The organism is Achromobacter sp., assembly GCF_032102605.1.
Lineage (GTDB): Bacteria > Pseudomonadota > Gammaproteobacteria > Burkholderiales > Burkholderiaceae_B > Achromobacter.
Genome location: NZ_DAMDGT010000002.1, coordinates 666,354 through 685,224, shown reverse-complemented (window position 1 = coordinate 685,224; position 18,871 = coordinate 666,354). Strand labels below are relative to the sequence as shown.

The window sequence follows — 18,871 nt, the reverse complement described above, 5'->3', positions numbered from 1 at the left end:
AATCATGCACGCCGACACCCGCGTAACCGCCGCCGATTGGGAACGCTGGGCCGAGGCGTGCCTGCTGGCTCAGGACTTTTCCGCGGAAGACGCGCGCTGCCTGGCGCAGAGCCTGGCGCAGACCAGCCTCTGGGGCATCGATTCGCATGGCATCGCCCGTCTGCCCCACTACCTGAATCGCGTTGCGCACGGGTCCATTCTGTCCAGGCCTGACATCCGCATCGACCACACCGGGCCGGGCACCGCGCAGGTGCACGGTGGCCGAGGGCAGGGCATCGTGGTGGCCCATCGGGCCAACGCGCTGGCCATCGAGCTGGCGCGCAGCGCCGGCGTGGCGGCGGTCGGGGTCAGCGATTCCTCGCACTGCGGGGCCATCGGGCTGTACAGCCGCGCGGCCGCCCGGCTGGGCCTGATCGGCATTGCCTTTACGCACTCGGACTCGATCGCCGCGCCCTTCGGCGGCCGCGAGCCCTTCTTCGGCACGAATCCGATTTCGCTGGCCTTTCCTCGCGCGGATGCGGAACCGCTGTGCCTGGACATGGCCACCACGGCCATCCCCTGGAACCGCGTCATGAACGCGCGGCGCGACGGCGAGCGGCTGCCGCCGGGCGTGGCGCTGGACGGTCAGGGTCAGGACTGCACCGACGCGCAGGCTGCGCGCGCCCTGCGCCCGCTGGGGGGCGAGGAATACGGCTACAAGGGCTATGGCCTGGCAATGATGGTGGAACTGCTGTGCGGACCGCTTAACGGCAATCCGTTCGGGCCGCACATCTCGTCCATGTACGAAGCGCTGGACACCCCGCGCGAACTGGGCGCGTTTTTCATCGTCATCGACCCCGCGCGATTCGCCGGCGGCGCGGCATTGGCCGCGGCGGTGGCGGGGATGGCGATGGAACTGTCCCAGGCGCCGGGATCGCCGCGGCTGCCCGGGGACCCCGAGGCCGCGTCGCAGGCCGAGCGCCTGCGGCAAGGATTACCGGTGCCGCCAGCCCTGTGGGCCGAGATGCAGGATTGGAGCGACCGGCTGGGCGTGACGTTGCCGCCGCGCGCGGGCTGAATGCCACGCAGCGGCGCCAGGACGCCGCGCTAGACCCCCAGGTATTGCAGCAGCCGCGCCTCGTCGTCCAGGAATTCCTTCGACGTGCCCGTCCAGGCGACGCGCCCCTTTTCCACGATCGCGTGGCGGTCCGCGGTGGCGAGCAGCGGCTCCAGGTTCTTGTCTATGCACAGCACCGCCAGCCCGGTCTGTTTCAAGGCGTCCAGCGCCGCCCAGATCTCTTCGCGCACCACGGGCGCCAGGCCTTCCGTGGCCTCATCCAGGATCAGCAGGCGCGGATTGGTCAGCAGCGCGCGGCCGATCGCCAGCATCTGCTGCTCGCCGCCGGACAGGTGGCTGCCCAGGTGGCGGGCGCGTTCGGACAAGCGGGGGAAGAGCGCATACACCCGTTCCAGCGTCCACGGCCGGGCCGCGCCTTGCTTGTTGTGCGCGGTGGCCACCAGGTTTTCGCGCACGGACAGGTTGGGAAAGACATGACGCCCCTCGGGGACCAATCCGATCCCCCGCTGCGCCACCTTGTAGGCGGGCAGGCGGCTGATGTCGGCGCCATCGAACGAGATCGCGCCAAGGGTGGCGGGATTCAGTCCCATCACCGCCTTGACGGTGGTGGACTTGCCCATGCCGTTGCGGCCCAGCAGAGTGACGAATTCGCCCGGGGGCGATGTCCAGGTCGATGCCGAATAACGCCTGGCTGGCGCCGTAGTGCGCGGTCACGCCGCGCAAGGAAAGCAGGGCGGCGGTCATGCTTGAACCTCCCGCGCGCGGCCGCGCTCGCTGCCCAGATAGCATTCGCGTACCTGCGGATCATTGCGGATCTGATCTGCGGTGCCAGAAGCCAGGGCGCGTCCATATACCAGCACGGTGATGCGGTCGGACAGCGCGAAGACGGCCTGCATGTCGTGCTCTACCAGCAGGATCGTGTAGCGCCCGCGCAGTTGCAGCAGAAGCCGGGTCATCGCTTCGGACTCGTGCTGGCTCATGCCCGCCATGGGTTCGTCCAGCAGCAGCAACGACGGCCGGCACGCCAGCACCATGGCCAGTTCGAGCTGCCGCAGTTCACCGTGCGCCAGTTCGCCGGCGGACGTGTCGGCGCGGCCAGACAGTCCGGCCAGGGCCAGCGCTTCGCGGGCAGGTTCGGTCAGGGCCGGCGTGGACAGCACCGGCCGCCAGAACCGGAAGCTGTGGCCGCGCCGCGCCTGCACGGCCATCGCCACGTTTTCCAGCGCGGTGAAGGGTTTGAATACCGACGTGATCTGATAGGACCGCGCCAGGCCGTGGCGCACGCGCTTTTCGACCGGCATGCGCGTCACGTCCCTGCCGTCCAGCAACACGCGGCCGCCATCGGGGCGCAGTTCGCCGCTCAATTGACCGATCAGCGTGGTCTTGCCGGCGCCGTTGGGGCCGATCACGGCGTGCAGCTCGCCGCTGGCGACATCCAGGGATAGCTTGTCCGTCACCGTCAGTCCGCCGTAGCGTTTTTCCAGGTTCTCGATGCGCAGCGTGCTCATTGCGACTCTCCGGAAGGCTGGCGCGCGGCCGGGCGGGCGATGCGCCAGGACGCGGGCGACAGGCTGCCGTACAGGCCGCGTCGCGAGGCCAGCACCACGCCGACGATCAAGAGGCCCATGATCAACATCCAGTGCTCGGTCAACAGCTTCAGTCCTTCTTCCAGCAGCAGGAAGGCCAGCGCGCCAACCACCGGCCCGAACAACGTGCCGATGCCCCCCAGCGCCACCATCACGATCAGTTCGCCGGATGTCGTCCAGGCCAGGTACGACGGCGATACGTACATCGTCAGGTTCGCCAGCAGCACGCCGGCCACTCCGCAGATGACCGCCGAAATCACGTAGGCGGCAAGGCGGTAGCGCAGCGTCGGAAATCCAAGCGCGCGCATGCGGCGTTCGTTGGCGTGGCAGCCGCGCAGGGCCATGCCGAATGGCGCGTGGATCAAACGGTGCATCAGCCACAGGACCAGCACCAGCACGCCCAGCGCCGAGCAATACAGCGCCAGCGGCGTGTCCAGCCGGAACAGGCCGAAGTCGCTGCCGGCGAACAGCGACATGCCGTCGTCCCCGCCGAAGCCTTCCAGACCGGTGGCCAGGAAATAGAACATCTGTGCGAATGCCAGGGTGATCATGATGAAGGCGATGCCCGTCGTGCGCATCACCACGTAGCCGCTGACCAGGCCCACGACCGTGCAGGCGCCGGCTGCGGCGGCCAGGTGCAGCCAGCCGTTCTCGATGCCGTAGTGCGACAGCACGCCCACCGAATAGGCGCCCAGGCCCAGGTACAAGGCATGGCCGAAGCTCACCATGCCGCCGTAGCCCAGCAGCAGGTTCAATGCCAGCGCCGCGATGCCGTACACCAGCACGCGGCCGAACAGCGCCAGCAGGAAGGGCTCGCCCTGCCATTGCGCATACGCCGGCACCAGGGCAAGCAGGATCAGCAGCGCGGCGGCCGCCAATGTGCGCGGAGATAGCTTTTGCATGTGATCTCCGTCCTTATCCGTGCCTGACGGGAAATAGGCCCTGCGGTCGCATGGCCAGCACCAGCGCCATGACGATGTAGATCAGCATCGACGCGATGGCCGGCCCCGCCGCGTTGGCGGCGGCGGGCGGCAGGGCGGCGCGCAGCAGGGTGGGCAGCAGGGCGCGGCCCAGCGTGTCGATCAGCCCCACCATCAGCGCGGCCAGGAACGCGCCGCGCACGGACCCGATACCGCCGATCACGATGACCACCAGGGTGAGGATCAGGATGGGTTCGCCCATGCCGGTCTGCGCGGACAGGATCGGGCCGGCCATCAAACCGGCCAGCCCCGCAAGCACAGCGCCCAGCACGAACAGCAGCGTGTTCAGGCGGGCGATGTTCACGCCCAGCGCGCCGACCATCATGCGGTCGGTCGACCCGGCGCGGATCAGCATGCCCAGCCGTGTGCGGTGGATCAGCACGTAGCAGCCTGCGGCAACCAGCAGCCCCACGACGATGATGAGGAAGCGGTACAGCGGGTACGTCACCCCCAGGATGTCGATGGTGCCGGACAGCCACGACGGCAGCCCCATGCTGATCGGGGCGGGCCCCCAGATGATGCGCGTGAGCTCGTTGAAGAAGAGGATGAAGCCGAAGGTGGCCAGCACCTGGTCCAGGTGTTCGCGCGGATACAGTCGGGCCAGCGCAATGCGGTCCAGCAGCAGCCCCAGCGCGGCCATGCCGGCGACGACCGCCGCCGCGGCCAGCAGGAACGATCCGGTATGTCGGAACACGGTGGCCGCGATGAACGCGCCCATCATGTAGAGCGATCCGTGCGCCAGGTTGATGAAGTTCATGATGCCGAACACCAGCGTCAGGCCGGCGGCCAGCAGAAACAGCAAAATGCCGAGCTGCAGGCCGTTCAAGGCCTGCACCAGCAGCAGCGTCGTGGACATGGCATTACCCCTTGCCGGCGGCCCCGTGGGCCGCCCGCTTCACTTCATGACGCACTGGGCGGCGTACTGGTCTGACACCTTGGACAAGTCGGGAAAGATGGGGCCCTTGTTCACGAAGCCCACCTTGCCATCCGCCGCCGCCGCCACGTCCGCCCGGAAGAATCCAGCCACGGGGAAGTGATTGGGCTGGTATCGGAACTCGCCGCGCACGGATTGGAAGTCCGCGGATTCCAGCGCCTTGCGCAACGCATCCTTGTCGTCGACCTTGCCGCCCGTCTTCTGCAATGCGGACCCGATCAGTTGCGCGGCGTCCCACGACTGTGCGGCATAGCTGGACGGCTCGCGGCCATACTTCTGGCGGAACGCCGCGGCGAAAGCCTTGTTCGCGGCGTTGTCCAGGTCGGGGGAGTAGGGCACGTTGGTGACGGCGCCCAGCGCGTCTTTCTGCAGGGCGGGCAGCGTGGCGCCGTCGATGGTGTCCACCGACAGCAGCGGGATCTTGCCGAAGAGGCCGGCCTGGCGATACTGCTTGATGAAGTTCACGCCCATGCCGCCAGGAAAGAACACGTAGGCCGCATCGGGTTTGGCGTCGGCCAGGGCTGCCAGCTCGACCGAATAATCGGGCTGGTTGACCTGGGTGAACACCTCGTTCACCACGTCGCCCTTGTAGAAGCGTTTGAACCCGGCCATGGCGTCCTTGCCCGCCTGGTAGTTGGGCGCCAGCAGGTAGACCTTCTTGAACCCCATCTGGTTGGCCATTTCGCCGCTGCCTTCGTGGCGCTGCGTGTTGTTCCAGGATGTGGAGAAGAAGTACGGCGAACAGTCCTTGCCGGCCAGGTTTGTGGGACCGGCGTTGGAGCCGACCAGGAATACGCCGGCGGTGGTCACGGGCCGCACGACGGCCAGCATGACGTTGGAATACACGACGCCGGTGATGATGGGCACCTTGTCGCTTTGCACGAGCTTGCGCGCGGCCTGCACGCCGACCTCGGGCTTGAACTGATCGTCTTCCTTGATGATCTGGACGGGCACGCCGCCCAGCTTGCCGCCGCCTTGCTCGACGGCCAGCATGAAGCCGTCGAGCTGGTCCTGCCCCAGCACGGAACCGGGGCCGGTCAGCGTCGTCAGCAGACCGATCTTGACGTCGGCGTGCGCGTTTGCGCCCAGCAGCAACCCGAGCGCAGCGGCCGCGGCCAGCTTGTGCATGCATTTCATGGTGATTCCCCTTGCTTTGCCGTGTGTCACGGTCGTGGATGTGATCGCGCGTTACTGCGCCTGCAAGCCAAAGAACGTCATCGTGTTGCGGAACAAAATCTTCTGCTGCACGCCGGGCAGCAGATCGGCGTGCGCGACGAGCTTGCCGACTTCCTGTTCGCCCAGCGGATACGGATAGTCGGAGCCGAGCAGCACGCGGTCTTCGCCCATGACGTCGATCAAGAGGCGCAGCGAGCGCGGGTCGAAGACGGCGCTGTCGGTGTAGAAGCGGTCGGTGTAGGAAGACGGCAGTTGCGGGCAGTCTTCGCGGACGATGTCGCGATGCCGCCATGCGTTGTCGACGCGGCCGAGCAGGTAAGCGAAGCTGCCGCCGCCGTGCGCGAAGCAGAGCTTCAGGCTGCGCGGGATGCGTTCGAACGCGCCCGACAGGATCAGGGACAGGATGCCGAGCTGCGTTTCGGCGGGCATGGCGACCAGCCACGGCAACATCCACTTTTTCATGCGGCCGTCGGTCATCATGTCCCACGGATGCACCAGCACGGGAATGTCTTCATTGGCGCAATGGACGAGGAACTGGACGAGGGTGTCGTCGTCCAGGTCTCGCGGACCGACGTGGTTGCCGATCTGTACGCCAAGATGTCCGGCGGCGCGCGACCGGGATGCTTCGCGGCAGGCCAGGTCGAGATCCTGCAGCGGGACCTGCGCGAGGGCTTTCAAGCGGTTTGGCGCATGGGCGCAGTGTTCCAGCGCGAGGTCGTTCATGCGCGCGGCCCAGTCTGCTGCAGCCTGAGCGGGATAGGTGTACCCGAACATGATGGGCGTGGCGCAGAGGATCTGGATGTCGACGCCGTGGCGGTCCATCTGCGCCACGCGCAGGGCAGGGTCCCATAAGGTGGCGTCTACGGGGCGGAACGGGCGGTCTCCCGCCATGATCTGCCCCGTGGATCCGTTGGCGTCGGGACGCAGCCAGGGGGCGTTGACGGGGTCGAGTGCGGCGGCTTCCTGCCGGGTGATCGGCGGGAAGAAGTGCGCGTGCATGTCGATTTTCTGGGTCATGTCTGAATCGAGCCTAGGCGGGCGTGGGCTGTTCGGAAGGCGCATGGCCTTTGCCGGGGTGGATTTCGCCGCAGGCGGGGCAGGTGCGTTTTTCGGTGCTGGCGTAGAAGGCCTGGAAGAGGGGCGGCAGGTCGGTGACGATGCTTTTCAGCTGGACTTCGACGCGGTGCACGAGCTCCCTGCAATGGGGGCAATACCATTCGAAGCCGTCGAGCAGGCCGGGTGGGCGCTGGCGTTCGATGACGAGACAGGCGCTGTCGGTTTCGGGGCGCTGGGGGGAGTGCCGGACGTGAGGCGGCAAGAGGAAGATGTCGCCTTCCTTGAGGTCGACGCGTTCGGGCTTGCCGTCGATCCAGAGCGAGAGCCAGGCGTTGCCTTGGATCTGGTAGAAGAATTCTTCCAGGGGGTCGTCGTGGTAGTCGGTGCGATGGTTGGGGCCGCCGACGACGGTGACGATGAAGTCGCTGTCCTGCCAGATCTGCTGGTTGCCGACGGGCGGCTTGAGCAGGTGCGCGTGGTCTTGTATCCAGCGCTGGAAATTCAATGGCGGGCCGTAGGCGGGCATGAAGGTCTCCGAGGGTGTTGCTTGGCTTGCGGGGATGGTGAAGTCTAGGCGGGGAGGTGGGCGGCTGCACAATAGAAATTGTGGGGGTGGGTATTCGGGTTATCTATCGCGGGGTTTCCCGGGAGGCTTAAGACGCCCGGCGTGGCGGCGGCCTGGGGTGAGCTCGTGTCTGATACCGGAGAGCGAGTGCGTGGACCCGCTGCGGTGTGTTCGGGTTTCAGCCACCGGTCTCCACAATCCCGGGCCGTGGATCGCTACGTGCCTTCTGGCGTCGCCTGCCGCTGCGCGGTGATCTGCTTCAGGTAGTCCACCAGTCGTTGGCACGCGGGTGTCAGCGGGCGGTCGGCGCGGAGGGAGTAGCCTACGTCGCCGAAGGCGCCGAAGACGGTGGTGGGCAGGCGGGATAGGACGCCCATGGACAGGAATTGTGCGGCGGCGTCGTAGGGGATCAGGGCCAGGGCGTTGCTGTGCATCAGGACGCCGATGTTGGTGAGTAACGACAGGGATTCGACGTGGCGCGTGGGCAGGCGCAGGCCGGCGTCGAAGAAGGTGCGTTCTATTGAGGCGCGCAGGGGCGAGGTGGGGGCGGGGAGGATCCAGATGTGGTCCATCAGGTCTGCCAGGGCCACCTGCTGCGCGCCTGCCAGCGGGTGTTGCGCGCCGACGACGAGGCACAGGTCTTCGTGGTAGAGCTTGTGGTGGTCGACGGCGACGCCGGAGATGGAGGCCATGTCGGCGCCGGGCAGGCGGCCGACGACGATGTCGACGTCGCCGGTGGCGAGCGCGGGCAGCAACTGGGCGGAAGGGCCTTCGCGGACGGTGACCTGGATGCCGGGATGCTCGGTCATGAGGCGGGCGATGGCCTCGGGCAGCAGCTTGGCGGATGCGGCGATCAGGGTGCCGACGACGACGTGGCCACTTGCGCCGCCGAGTACGGCGTCGATGTCGTCGGCCATGTAGCGCACTTCGGCCATCATGGCGTGGACGCGCCGGCCCAGCACCAGGGCGAGTTCGGTGGGCGTGACGCCGCGGTTGGAGCGTTCGAAGAGGGTGGCGCCGAAGAAGGCTTCCAGGTCGTGGATGGCTTTGGTGACGGTGGGCTGGGTCAGGTGCAGTTCGCTGGCGGCGCGCGACAGCGAACGGCGCGCCAGCACCCGTTCGAAGATCTGCAACTGGTGCAGCTTCAGCTTGTGGCTGAGCGCGTTGGGCGTAATGCGGAAGTTCGACATCCGTGCTGCCGCCCTGGCGCCTGGCCGCGGACGATCGTCCTGTTCCCTGGGTGTGTATGACACGCCGTCATCCATGATGCGCAGCCGGGAATGCCAGAAGGCGCTAGCGGACGACGGGCTTGTAGGCGACGGCCTTGATTTCGATGAGCAAATGGGGGTGCGGCAACTGGTGAACCGCAACCGTGGTGCGCGCCGGGCCATTGGCGTCGAAGAATTCGCCGTAGACCTGATTGTATCCACCGAAGTCGTTCATGTTGACCAGGAAAGTACTGATCTCGACCACGTCGGCCAGCGTGGCGTCGGCAGTGGCGAGGATGTCGCGGATGTTTTCGATGACGGCGCGAGTCTGCGCGCGGATGTCGAGCGTGGTGGTTCCCATGGCGTCGACCTCGGCGCCCGCGATGCGGTTGTCGGGCAGGCGCGAGCTGGTGCCGGATACGTACAGGAAGTCGCCGGCGCGTTTGATATGGGGATACTTGCCGCGCGGCGTGGCCTTGCCGGGGACGACGGTGGCGTTGGCGGTGGGCTGGTTCATCGTGCGTTCCTTGGCGGTGGGTTAGAGCTTGATGCAGACGTTGGTGGGTTCGGTGTAGAAATGCAGGGAATGGCGCCCGCCTTCGCGGCCGATGCCGGACAGGCCGCTGCCGCCGAAGGGCGTGCGCAGGTCGCGCAGGAACCAGCAGTTCACCCAGGCCAGTCCCACCTGCATGGCCTGCGCCACGCGGTGTCCGCGCGTCAGGTTCTGGGTCCATACCGCAGCCGCGAGGCCGTAGCGGGTGTCGTTGGCCAGGCGGATGGCTTCTTCCTCGGTGTCGAACGGGGCCACGTGGCAAACGGGGCCGAATACCTCTTCCTTGATGCAGCGGGCGTCTTCGGGCAGATCGGTCCAGATCGTGGGTTGCACGTAAGCGCCCTGGTCCCGCGCGTCTCCGAAGGCGGGCACGCCGCCGCCGGCGACGACCGTCGCGCCTTCTTCGCGCGCCAGCGCAAAGTAGGAAAGGACTTTTTCGCGATGTTCGCGCGAAACCAGCGGGCCCATCTCGGTGTCGGGGTCCATTGGCCAGCCGATGCGCATGTCGCGCGCCCGCGCGGCCAGCGCCGCGACGAAGCGTTCGTAGATGGGGCGTTCGACATATACGCGTTCCGTGCACAGGCAGACCTGGCCGCAGTTGGCGAAGACGGACCGCGTAACGCCGTCCACCGCCGCGTCGAAGTCGGCGTCCGCGAATACCAGCGCGGCATTCTTGCCGCCCAGTTCGAAGGAAACGGGTTTTACGCCCGGCGCCACCGCGCGCATGATGGTGGCGCCCGTGGCCGACTCGCCGGTGAAGGTGATGCCGTCGATGTCGGGGTGCGTGGTCATGAATTCGCCGGCAGAGTTCGGGCCGAAGCCGTGGGTCAGGTTCAGCACGCCGGGCGGCAGGCCAGATTCATGCGCGACCTCGGCCAGCAGCGTGGCGGTGGAGGGCGTGACTTCGGACGGCTTCATGATGACGGTGTTGCCGAAGGCCAGCGCCGGCGCCACTTTCCAGGTAAGCAGAAGCAGCGGAAGGTTCCACGGCGAAATCACGCCCACCACGCCCAGCGGCTTGCGGTAGGCGTAGTTCAGCGCTTGCCTGCCGTCGGGCGTGTCGGTCATGTAGCTTTCCATGTCCAGCGTGCGCGCGAGTTCCGCAAAGGTGCGGAAATTCGCCGCGCCGCGCGGGATGTCGATTTTCCCGGCCCAGCTCACCGGCTTGCCGGTATCACCGATTTCGGCCTGCAGGAAGTCATCGAAGCGGCGGTCGATGCCGTCGGCCAGAGCCAGCAAGTGTTCCGTGCGCGCCGCCACGGGCAGCGCCGCCCACGCGGGCAGCGCCCGTCGAGCCGCGATGACGGCGCGGTCGACCTGGTCTCGGCTGGCTTCGTGGACGCGCGCGATCAACGTGCCGTCCACCGGGCTGTGTTTGTCGAAGGTGGACGCGCCGTCTTCGAAGCGGCCGTCCAGGTAATTGCGCAGTTCGCGTATCGGCATGGGCGCGGTCCTTGGTGAAATGCCTATTTGTTTAATAGATACGTATACGTACTATATTGGCGGATATTAGGCAGGGGGCGGCGCCAAGTCAATGCGCATTTTCGAGAACCGCTGCGCCTACAATCGCCAGGCACATTCCATGGACGCCCGATGACCGCCCCTTCCCGATCCGCCCGCCCGGCCAGCGCCCGGGCCCTGAAGGAATTCGACCTGACGCAGGTGGCGTCCCACCTGCTGCGCCGCGCGCATTTCCGGGCGGAAGCGCTGTTCGCGCAGTCATTTCCCGACGAGGACCTGACCCCGCGCCAGAAGGCCTTGCTGGTCACCGTCTACCAGAATCCGGGAGCCACACAGAACCGCATTGCCGAGTTGATCGCCCTGGATCGCAATTCGTTTGCGGAGATGATCGCGCGCATGACGAAGAAGGGATTCGTGCGCCGCACGCGCTCCGCCGAAGACGCGCGCGCCTATGCGTTGGAGATCACGCCGGAAGGCTCAGCCTTGCTGGCTCGTATCCTGCCGCGGGATGCCGACGTCGAGGCGCAGGTGCTGGCGCCGATTCCGGAGGAACTGCGGCCGGTGTTCTTGCGGTGTCTGCGGCTGATGGCAGGACTGGAGACGCCGGACTCGCCGTGAGGCGCGGCGCCGTCGATGGATCAGACGTCGGTCTTGGGCGCCGGGTTGCCCGGGTCGGAGGGCGGGGGCGTTTGCGATGTGGAGGCGCGTTGCCGGTCCACCTTGCCGAAGCGCAGCGCGAACTGTCGCGTGAACACGGCCCCGAAGAAGAATATCTGCGCCGAGTAGTAGATCCACAGCAGCAGCGCGATGAGCGACCCGGCTGCACCATAGGCGGATACGGCCGCCCCGCGGCTCAGGTAGACGCCGATGCCCCATTTGCCCAGCAGGAACAGCGCAGCGGTAACGATCGCTCCGGGGATGACGTCCTGCCACGAGATCCTGGCGCTGGGCAGCAGCTTGTAGATCACGGCGAACAGCGCCGCCACGATGGAAAACGAAAACAGATTGGAGATCCACTCGGCCACCAGGGCGAATGTCGAACTGGTCCAAAGATCGCCATAGATGCCGCGCGCGGCGGCGAGGCCCGCGTTCACGGTCAGCGACACCAGCAGGAACAGCGCCAGCACCAGCACCAGGCCGAACGACAGCATGCGGCTGTGCACCATGCCGTGCAGGCCACTTTTCTGGTTGGCGGTGACCTCCCACAGGTCGTCCAGGCTGGCCTTGAGTTCCGCAAAGGCGGTGGTCGCGCTGAAGATCAGCACGAAGATGGAGATCAGCGCGGCAATCCAGCCGCCGCCCGACTCGTGGGCGCTGGCCAGCACAGTCTGGATTACTTCCGCGCCGCGCTCGCCAATCAGGTCGCGAAGCTGCGAGACCAATTCGGAGCGCACCGCGTCTTCGCCAAAGAACGCGCCGGCCACGGCGATCACCAGCAGCAGCATCGGCGCCAGCGAAAACACCATGTACAGCGCCAGCGCCGCTCCCTTGCTGGAGGCGCGATGGCTGGACCACTGTTTCGCAGAGTCCATCAGCAGCCCTCCGATCTCGGCGGGGCGCATCATACGCAGCAAGGTCTTGGGCAATCGCATGGGAGGCTGGGCGTCGTCTGGGAGAGCCTTCATTGTAGGGACGCATGCCGGCGGCGGAAACCGCAGATTGTTGGCAAACGTATGCCTGCCCAGGGAATGGCGCCCGCCTGAAACAACAGGCAAAGAAAAACCCCCGGGGCGAAGGACCGGGGGTTTTTCGGATACTGCATTCCCCGGCCGAAACCGGGGAGGCCTTGCAAGGGAAGCGGGACTTAGAAGTCCATGCCGCCCATGCCACCCATGCCGCCGGGCATGGCCGGAGCAGCGGGCTTGTCTTCAGCCAGTTCCACAACGGCGGCTTCGGCCGTCAGCAGCAGGCTGGCGACGGAGGCAGCGTTTTGCAGGGCGGTGCGGGTCACCTTGGTGGGATCCAGCACGCCTTGCTCGACCAGGTCGGTGTACTCGCCGGTCGCGGCGTTGTAGCCGTAGTTGCCCTTGCCGTTCAGGACGTTGCTGACCACGACGCTGGCTTCTTCGCCGGCGTTCGTGACGATGGTGCGCAGGGGCTCTTCCACAGCACGCAGGATCAGCTTGATACCGGCGTTCTGGTCAGGCGTGTCGCCCTTCAGGCCAGCGATGGCTTGCTTGGCGCGCAGCAGAGCAACGCCGCCGCCAGCCACAACGCCTTCTTCCACTGCAGCGCGGGTAGCGTGCAGGGCGTCTTCGACGCGAGCCTTCTTTTCCTTCATTTCGACTTCGGTGGCAGCGCCAACGCGAATCACGGCAACGCCGCCGGCCAGCTTGGCCACGCGTTCTTGCAGCTTTTCACGGTCGTAGTCGGACGTGGCTTCTTCGATCTGCACGCGAACTTGCTTGACGCGGGCTTCGATCGACTTGCTGTCGCCAGCGCCGTCGATGATCGTGGTGTTTTCCTTGCCCACTTCGATGCGCTTGGCTTGGCCCAGTTCGGTCAGGCCGGCCTTTTCCAGCGACATGCCGGTTTCTTCGGAGATCACCGTGCCGCCCGTCAGGATGGCGATGTCTTCCAGCATGGCCTTGCGGCGGTCGCCGAAGCCAGGAGCCTTGACGGCGGTGGTCTTCAGGATGCCACGGATGTTGTTCACAACCAGGGTGGCCAGGGCTTCGCCTTCGACGTCTTCCGCGATGATCAGCAGGGGACGGCTCGACTTGGCGACTTGTTCCAGCACGGGCAGCAGGTCACGGATGTTGCTGATCTTCTTGTCGAAGATCAGGACGAACGGGTCGTCCAGGACGGCAACTTGCTTGTCCGGGTTGTTGATGAAGTAGGGCGACAGGTAGCCGCGGTCGAATTGCATGCCTTCGACGACGTCCAGCTCGTTTTCCAGCGACTTGCCGTCTTCGACGGTGATGACGCCTTCCTTGCCGACCTTGTCCATCGCGTCAGCGATGATCTGGCCGATGGAGGAATCGCTGTTGGCCGAGATGGAACCGACTTGAGCGATTTCCTTGCTGGTGGTGACCGGCTTGGATTGCTTTTGCAGTTCGGCGACGGCAGCGGCGACAGCCTTGTCGATGCCGCGCTTCAGGTCGATCGGGTTGAAACCGGCGGCAACGTACTTCAGGCCTTCCTGAACGATGGCCTGGGCCAGCACGGTTGCGGTCGTGGTGCCGTCACCGGCGTTGTCGGAGGTCTTGGACGCGACGTCCTTGACGAGTTGGGCGCCGATGTTTTCGAACTTGTCCTTCAGTTCGATTTCCTTGGCGACGGACACGCCGTCCTTGGTCACCGTCGGGGCGCCGAACGAGCGCTCCAGCACGACGTTGCGACCCTTGGGGCCCAGGGTGGTCTTGACAGCGTTGGCGAGGACATTCACGCCACGGACGATGCGCACGCGGGCGTCATCACCGAACAATACTTGCTTGGCAGCCATTTCTTAGCTTCCTTCGAAAATTCGTTTGAGGCGGGGTTTACTGAACAACGGCGAGGATTTCGTCCTCGCGGATGACGAGCAGTTCTTCGCCATCAACCTTCACGGACTGGCCGGCGTACTTGCCGAACAGAACCTTGTCGCCAGCCTTCAGGTCGACCGGCAGGATCTTGCCATCTTCGGTCTTCTTGCCGGGGCCGACGGCCACGACTTCACCCTGGTCGGGCTTTTCAGCGGCGCTGTCGGGGATGACGATACCCGAGGCAGTCTTGCGCTCGTTTTCGAGGCGTTTGACGATCACGCGATCGCCCAGGGGACGCAAGGCCATGAGGAACTCCTGTTAACTAAAAGAAAGTGAATGGTCGTTTAGCCCCGGGAGGGCTGTTAGCACTCACCGGTGTCGAGTGCTAATTATAGGGATGATGTCTGACGGTTCAAGGGGGCAGGCGGGGCTGTTACATATTCGGCGCGGGGCGTGTGTTAGTTTTTGTTACTTGCTGCCGTTACCTATACATATACCGGCTGAATTGCGCGCAGGGCGCGAAGCGCCCCGGCGCGCCGGCATTGAATGGAGCGCCGTGTGCAGCAAAAACTACCGCTTTGGCGGGTGATCCGCGAAACGTTTGCCTAGCTGGGCGACCATGGCGGGCGCCTGCTTGCCACCGCGCCGCAATTGGTGGCGATCCTGATCGCGGGCACCACGCTGGGCAAATACCTGGACCAGATGGCCGTCGCGCAGCAGAGCATGCTGCTGCAACTGGCGGGATGGCTGGTCAACACGGCGGCGCCGGTGCTGGCGGCGGTCGCCTGGCACCGGCACATCCTGTTGAATGAACACGCGCGCCCCGGTATTGCCACGGGCAAGCCCGAACGGATGTACTTCGTGGTGGCGGCAGCGGGTTCGGCGGCGCTGTTCGCGTTGTCGCTGGTGAGCTTTGTCGTCGCCAGGTTGACGGCCGGCCCGGAGGGCCTGCCCGCCTATGCCATGGCGCTGCAGTTCGCGCTGGGGCTGTTGCCGGCCTATTTTGTCGGTCATTTCTTTCTGGCCCTGCCCCATGCCGCGCTGACGGGAAGGCTTGAGGTTCGGCGCATGGCCGCGTTGACCCGCGGCAACAAGTTGCGCTTCGTGGGCGTGGCGCTGGTGCCCGTGCCGATATTGCTGCTGCTGGAACTTGTCAGGGTATATCTGCTGCAGATGCCGCGCACGGTCAGCGCGGGCTACTACGTCTACGGCGCGGTGGTCGTGTTCGTGACCGCCTTGATTTCGGTGACCTCGATGTCTGTCTGCTATCGCACGTTGGTGTTGTCGCCTACCGGCGGGACGGTTGACGCGCCGGATGGCGAGACGGCGGCCGTCGAAGGGTAGGGACTCGCTCCAGGCGATGCCCTGGGTGTCAGCCGGGTCCCACACAACTCACCACCTGAAAGCCTGTGGTTTAGACCTCCGTCCCTTGACCTCCATCATTGGGACAGAGACCTATCGCGGTTGGGCGTTCGTTCCTGGGCGTAACGGTCTCTATGGCGAACTCGGGATGCACGAGCCGGCGCCAGCGTAGCCACACGCTCTCATCTAGCCATTCATGGGTGATGACCCAGAAGAAAAGGGGTCACCCGCAAAAGCTGGAACTTCTGTCGCTCCCAGGCAACCTTGGTGCGCTTCCTGGCAAGTCTGCCGGCGCAAGCGCTCCTAACATTTCCTGCACCACCTCCTGTGCGTGCTCGTTGCCTACCAAGTCCCAGCCCATCCATGATCACCCTCTACGACCACCCTCGTTCCGGCAACTGCTACAAGGTTCGCCTCTTGCTGTCTCTGATCAATCTGCCGTACCAAAGCCGGTTCATTGACGTATTGGCGCGCAAGAACCAGACCGAAGAGTTCGAACAGGTGAGCGCATGGAGGCAGGTGCCCGCCATCGAAGACGACGGGTTGGCCGTGTGGGACAGCCATGCCATCTTGCTTTACCTGGCTCAGAAGTACGCCCCGCAATGGCTGGCGCCATTGCCCCATAGCGGACAGATGTTCTCGTGGCTGTCCGTGTCGGCAAATGAGATCGCGAATAGCCTTCAGCCGCTGCGACTGACAAAGGTCGTCAGCAATGCGGAAGCCGCACATCATCTGGGCGTTAGTGAGGACCTTCTTGATTTGACGGGACTGCAGCGACGAACCGATCGATTCCTCAGTCTGATCGAAAAGCGCCTTGGCGAAACGCCCTGGTTGGCATCGGTGCGCAGCGTCGCGGACATCGCCTGTTATGGCTACCTCGCATTGGCGGAGGAAGCGGGCATCGATCTGAACGCCTATCCCGCGGTGTTCGCCTGGCGCCAACGCATTGACGAGTTGCCGGGCTACGTCTCGCCCGCACACGCCAACTGAGCGGCATGCGCCGCGCATAACTACAAGACCCCAAGGAGAAAACATGGACGCCATCTCTCGTCCGGGCATCAGTGCGGCCACGGAAAAGAAGCCTAACCTGCTTCGCATCTCGGTAGCCACCGTCGTGGGTACGGCCGTCGAGGCCTTCGACTTTCTTGCCTATGGCACTGCCGCGGCACTGGTATTCAACAAGCTGTTCCTCCCCCAGTTCGATCCTTTGACGGGCACTTTGGCGGCATTCGCGACCTTCGCCAGCGGCATGTTGGCCCGTCCCATCGGCGGAATTCTCTTCGGCCACTTTGGCGACCGCATCGGCCGCAAGTCCATGCTGACGCTCAGTCTTCTGATGATGGGGATATGCACGGTGTTGATCGGGCTCTTGCCGACCTATCAGCAAATAGGGGTATGGGCGCCGATACTCCTGGTGGTGCTTCGTATCGGGCAAGGGCTTTCTTTCGGTGGGGAACTGGGCGGAGCGATGTTGATGGCGGTTGAGCACGCGCCTCCAAAATGGAAGGGGCTTTTCGGGAGCCTTCCGCTGGTGGGCTCTCCGCTGGGTATTCTATTGTCCGTGGGCGCGTTTGCCTTGGTCACGCGTCTTCCGGAAGACGCGTTCCTTTCGTGGGGTTGGCGTTTGCCATTCCTTGCAAGCGCCATTCTGATCGTCGTCGGAATCCTGATCCGGCGCGGGATCGATGAATCTCCTGACTTTGCCCGCGTAAAGTCAGAGCAGGCCCAGGTAAAGCTCCCGCTGGCGGAGTTGCTGAGCAAGCATGGAAAGGCGCTGCTGCTGTGCGTGGGCTGCAAATTGGCCGAGGTTACGTTGATCTACACGTTCCTGGTTTTTTCCGTGTCGTACGCGGTGTCCTCATTGGGATTCAGCCGGACCGATGCCCTGCAGGCCCTGCTGTACGGCGCAGCAGTAATGACCTTCACCATTCCCCTGTTCGGAATCCTGGGTGACCGCTACGGCGCGCGGCGTGTCTGCGGGTGGGGCGGGCTGATGTTGGCGGCGATGGCGGTGCCCATCTTCATGGCGGTGGGTAGCGGTTCGCTCCTGGCCTATAGCGTTGCCGCGTTCGTCGCGATGGCGCTCAACTACGCGATGATGATCGCGCCCCAGTCGAGTCTCTATGCCGCACAGTTTCCGCCGGAACTGCGTTATTCGGGCCTGTCGATCGGCGTGCAGTTTTCTGCTGCGATCGGAGGAGGGCTGGCGCCCATGGTCTCGGCAATGCTGGTGGCTCGCTTTGACAGCATCGTGCCCGTGGGCGGATATCTGGCGGTACTTGGCGTGGTCGCGGGTGTTTCGGCCTTCATGATGAAGTCTCCCGCACAGGTACGCCGTACCGGATAGCCAAGGAGGCCCGCCCCGCGCGTCAGGATGCCATGTGAATCCCGGCGCGATATTTGTTGGGCGGGCTTCCGAAGCGCTGCTGAAAGCAGCGGCTGAAGTGACTTGCATCCTGAAAGCCACAGGACGCGGCAATTTCCTTTACGGGCAGATGGCCCTTGGTCGGATCCTCCAGGGCAGTACGGGCCAGCTCCAACCTTCTCTCGCGGACATATTGCCCGTACTGGATGCCCCGCATCTGAAAAAGTCGATGAATCCATCGATTCGACGCACGCAGCGCACGCGCCACGGCAGCGACGGACAGGTCGCTGTCGGCAATATGGGTGTCCAGGTAACTCGTGATGGCCTGCCAGCTTTCAATGGGGCCTCTTTCAGCGGATGGCAATTGTTCCAGCGCCTGGCTGGTGTAGATGGCTGCCAGTAGCGAGATCAACGCTTGCTCGGCGAACATGCTCGACGTGGGGCTGACTGCGTTGGCCTCCTCGAAAAAGACATGGGCCAGGCAACTGTGAGCCGTTCGCACCATCGGAAGCGCAGAAGCGGCGCGCTGGGCTGTGAACTGCGATATGTCCTGCAGGTGCATACCCAACAGATTGAGCAGTGATCCCTTGATGACCACCAGGCGCGAATCGGTCAGCATGCGAACTTCGGATGGCAGGGCGGTGGTGCGGAAGATGATGTCGCCGGTTTCCACCGGAAGACTTGCGCCGTTCTGGCTGATGATCCCGTGACCTTCAAGGATGAAGCTGGCAAGGAACTCTGCCTGCAACGCGTCGGCGGCATGCTCGGGGCGATGCCGCACCGCAATCGGCGTGGATTCAAGGTTTACTGCCAATCCGCCGGCGCGCAATCGACAGGCTTGCAGATGCAGTCTGGGTTGCAGGGTAAGCGGCTGGAAGTCGCCGGGAAGCACCAGCTTGTCCAGTTGAGCCTGATAGCCCGAGAGTTCGGCTTCGTAGAAAGGACGAAAGCGGGGCGCGAAATTCAGGTCGGGTTCCTGCCGACAGGCGACAGGCCGGGATGACGTGGCGACTTGCATTGAGATCGATATACCAGGCGTGCGTGGACTCGGTGTCCGCCGGCTCATTGTATCGGCGCCATCGGCCCGTGAACTTGCCGTTTTCC

At 64.9% G+C, this 18,871-nt stretch carries 18 protein-coding genes and 1 pseudogene; 5 read left to right on the top strand and 14 right to left on the bottom strand.

Going from position 1 to position 18,871, the window contains the following annotated elements; genetic code table 11:
* Positions 1 to 4: 4 nt before the first annotated feature.
* Entirely contained in the window at positions 5 to 1,057 is a 1,053-nt protein-coding gene (locus RT614_RS07865; RefSeq protein ID WP_313621534.1) for an Ldh family oxidoreductase, read from the top strand.
* Between the two features lie 29 nt (positions 1,058 to 1,086).
* Here RT614_RS07865 and RT614_RS07860 read toward each other — a convergent pair.
* From RT614_RS07860 to RT614_RS07815, 10 genes and pseudogenes are all read right to left on the bottom strand, one after another.
* Positions 1,087 to 1,801, bottom strand: a pseudogene (locus tag RT614_RS07860) (ABC transporter ATP-binding protein).
* Complete coding sequence (locus RT614_RS07855; protein WP_313621532.1) at positions 1,798 to 2,565, bottom strand: ABC transporter ATP-binding protein; 768 nt, start codon at positions 2,563 to 2,565, stop codon at positions 1,798 to 1,800. Before RT614_RS07855 ends, RT614_RS07860 begins: the two are co-directional and overlap by 4 nt.
* The gene (locus RT614_RS07850; protein WP_313621530.1) at positions 2,562 to 3,545 is read right to left on the bottom strand and encodes a branched-chain amino acid ABC transporter permease; all 984 of its coding nucleotides are present in this window, start codon (positions 3,543 to 3,545) and stop codon (positions 2,562 to 2,564) included. Before RT614_RS07850 ends, RT614_RS07855 begins: the two co-directional genes overlap by 4 nt.
* A 13-nt stretch (positions 3,546 to 3,558) precedes the next feature.
* Entirely contained in the window at positions 3,559 to 4,479 is a 921-nt protein-coding gene (locus RT614_RS07845) for a branched-chain amino acid ABC transporter permease (protein WP_313621528.1), read from the bottom strand.
* 39 nt (positions 4,480 to 4,518) lie between these two features.
* Positions 4,519 to 5,694 (bottom strand): ABC transporter substrate-binding protein, encoded by a 1,176-nt coding sequence (locus RT614_RS07840; RefSeq protein ID WP_313621526.1) that lies wholly within the window; start codon positions 5,692 to 5,694, stop codon positions 4,519 to 4,521.
* A 51-nt stretch (positions 5,695 to 5,745) separates the two neighbouring features.
* Positions 5,746 to 6,750 (bottom strand): amidohydrolase family protein, encoded by a 1,005-nt coding sequence (locus RT614_RS07835; protein WP_313621524.1) that lies wholly within the window; start codon positions 6,748 to 6,750, stop codon positions 5,746 to 5,748.
* A 13-nt stretch (positions 6,751 to 6,763) separates the two neighbouring features.
* A complete protein-coding gene (locus tag RT614_RS07830; protein ID WP_313621523.1) occupies positions 6,764 to 7,315 on the bottom strand; it encodes a 3-hydroxyanthranilate 3,4-dioxygenase in 552 nt (183 codons plus the stop codon).
* A 254-nt stretch (positions 7,316 to 7,569) separates the two neighbouring features.
* Entirely contained in the window at positions 7,570 to 8,544 is a 975-nt protein-coding gene (locus tag RT614_RS07825; RefSeq protein WP_409558432.1) for a LysR substrate-binding domain-containing protein, read from the bottom strand.
* A 103-nt stretch (positions 8,545 to 8,647) separates the two neighbouring features.
* On the bottom strand, positions 8,648 to 9,079 hold the full coding sequence (locus RT614_RS07820) for a RidA family protein (RefSeq protein ID WP_313621520.1): 432 nt from the start codon (positions 9,077 to 9,079) through the stop codon (positions 8,648 to 8,650).
* Between the two features lie 21 nt (positions 9,080 to 9,100).
* Positions 9,101 to 10,558 (bottom strand): 2-hydroxymuconic semialdehyde dehydrogenase, encoded by a 1,458-nt coding sequence (locus tag RT614_RS07815; protein WP_313621518.1) that lies wholly within the window; start codon positions 10,556 to 10,558, stop codon positions 9,101 to 9,103.
* A gap of 150 nt (positions 10,559 to 10,708) precedes the next feature.
* Between RT614_RS07815 and RT614_RS07810 the strand changes: the two genes are divergently transcribed.
* Positions 10,709 to 11,194 carry a MarR family transcriptional regulator gene (locus tag RT614_RS07810; RefSeq protein WP_313621516.1) on the top strand — a complete coding sequence of 162 codons (486 nt, stop codon included), beginning with the start codon at positions 10,709 to 10,711 and terminating at the stop codon, positions 11,192 to 11,194.
* Between the two features lie 20 nt (positions 11,195 to 11,214).
* On the opposite strand, the gene RT614_RS07805 is transcribed toward RT614_RS07810, so the two are convergent.
* From RT614_RS07805 to groES, 3 genes are all read right to left on the bottom strand, one after another.
* Positions 11,215 to 12,168: a YihY/virulence factor BrkB family protein gene (locus RT614_RS07805; protein WP_313621571.1), complete on the bottom strand. Its 954-nt coding sequence runs from the start codon at positions 12,166 to 12,168 to the stop codon at positions 11,215 to 11,217.
* A 212-nt stretch (positions 12,169 to 12,380) separates the two neighbouring features.
* On the bottom strand, positions 12,381 to 14,021 hold the full coding sequence (groL, locus tag RT614_RS07800; RefSeq protein WP_313621515.1) for a chaperonin GroEL: 1,641 nt from the start codon (positions 14,019 to 14,021) through the stop codon (positions 12,381 to 12,383).
* A 37-nt stretch (positions 14,022 to 14,058) separates the two neighbouring features.
* Entirely contained in the window at positions 14,059 to 14,346 is a 288-nt protein-coding gene (groES, locus tag RT614_RS07795) for a co-chaperone GroES (protein WP_006221616.1), read from the bottom strand.
* Positions 14,347 to 14,694: 348 nt separating this feature from the next.
* Here groES and RT614_RS07790 point away from each other — a divergent pair, with 348 nt between their 5' ends.
* From RT614_RS07790 to RT614_RS07780, 3 genes are all read left to right on the top strand, one after another.
* Positions 14,695 to 15,384, top strand: coding sequence for a hypothetical protein (locus RT614_RS07790; RefSeq protein ID WP_313621513.1), 690 nt, complete (start codon positions 14,695 to 14,697; stop codon positions 15,382 to 15,384).
* Between the two features lie 381 nt (positions 15,385 to 15,765).
* Positions 15,766 to 16,392 carry a glutathione S-transferase family protein gene (locus tag RT614_RS07785; RefSeq protein WP_313621511.1) on the top strand — a complete coding sequence of 209 codons (627 nt, stop codon included), beginning with the start codon at positions 15,766 to 15,768 and terminating at the stop codon, positions 16,390 to 16,392.
* Between the two features lie 43 nt (positions 16,393 to 16,435).
* Positions 16,436 to 17,749 carry an MFS transporter gene (locus RT614_RS07780; protein WP_313621509.1) on the top strand — a complete coding sequence of 438 codons (1,314 nt, stop codon included), beginning with the start codon at positions 16,436 to 16,438 and terminating at the stop codon, positions 17,747 to 17,749.
* A gap of 22 nt (positions 17,750 to 17,771) precedes the next feature.
* Here the strand turns inward: RT614_RS07780 and RT614_RS07775 are convergent, their stop codons facing one another.
* Positions 17,772 to 18,785: a helix-turn-helix domain-containing protein gene (locus RT614_RS07775; protein WP_313621507.1), complete on the bottom strand. Its 1,014-nt coding sequence runs from the start codon at positions 18,783 to 18,785 to the stop codon at positions 17,772 to 17,774.
* Between the last annotated feature and the right edge of the window lie 86 nt (positions 18,786 to 18,871).

Coding starts and splice junctions, on each gene's coding strand:
- groL (WP_313621515.1), bottom strand. CDS start 14,021: ATGGCTGCCAAGCAAGTATTGTTCGGTGATGACGCCCGCGTGCGCATC.
- RT614_RS07830 (WP_313621523.1), bottom strand. CDS start 7,315: ATGCCCGCCTACGGCCCGCCATTGAATTTCCAGCGCTGGATACAAGAC.
- RT614_RS07855 (WP_313621532.1), bottom strand. CDS start 2,565: ATGAGCACGCTGCGCATCGAGAACCTGGAAAAACGCTACGGCGGACTG.
- RT614_RS07850 (WP_313621530.1), bottom strand. CDS start 3,545: ATGCAAAAGCTATCTCCGCGCACATTGGCGGCCGCCGCGCTGCTGATC.
- RT614_RS07845 (WP_313621528.1), bottom strand. CDS start 4,479: ATGTCCACGACGCTGCTGCTGGTGCAGGCCTTGAACGGCCTGCAGCTC.
- RT614_RS07785 (WP_313621511.1), top strand. CDS start 15,766: ATGATCACCCTCTACGACCACCCTCGTTCCGGCAACTGCTACAAGGTT.
- RT614_RS07810 (WP_313621516.1), top strand. CDS start 10,709: ATGACCGCCCCTTCCCGATCCGCCCGCCCGGCCAGCGCCCGGGCCCTG.
- RT614_RS07825 (WP_409558432.1), bottom strand. CDS start 8,544: ATGTCGAACTTCCGCATTACGCCCAACGCGCTCAGCCACAAGCTGAAG.
- RT614_RS07820 (WP_313621520.1), bottom strand. CDS start 9,079: ATGAACCAGCCCACCGCCAACGCCACCGTCGTCCCCGGCAAGGCCACG.
- RT614_RS07840 (WP_313621526.1), bottom strand. CDS start 5,694: ATGAAATGCATGCACAAGCTGGCCGCGGCCGCTGCGCTCGGGTTGCTG.
- RT614_RS07780 (WP_313621509.1), top strand. CDS start 16,436: ATGGACGCCATCTCTCGTCCGGGCATCAGTGCGGCCACGGAAAAGAAG.
- groES (WP_006221616.1), bottom strand. CDS start 14,346: ATGGCCTTGCGTCCCCTGGGCGATCGCGTGATCGTCAAACGCCTCGAA.
- RT614_RS07835 (WP_313621524.1), bottom strand. CDS start 6,750: ATGACCCAGAAAATCGACATGCACGCGCACTTCTTCCCGCCGATCACC.
- RT614_RS07865 (WP_313621534.1), top strand. CDS start 5: ATGCACGCCGACACCCGCGTAACCGCCGCCGATTGGGAACGCTGGGCC.
- RT614_RS07815 (WP_313621518.1), bottom strand. CDS start 10,558: ATGCCGATACGCGAACTGCGCAATTACCTGGACGGCCGCTTCGAAGAC.
- RT614_RS07775 (WP_313621507.1), bottom strand. CDS start 18,785: ATGCAAGTCGCCACGTCATCCCGGCCTGTCGCCTGTCGGCAGGAACCC.
- RT614_RS07805 (WP_313621571.1), bottom strand. CDS start 12,168: ATGCGATTGCCCAAGACCTTGCTGCGTATGATGCGCCCCGCCGAGATC.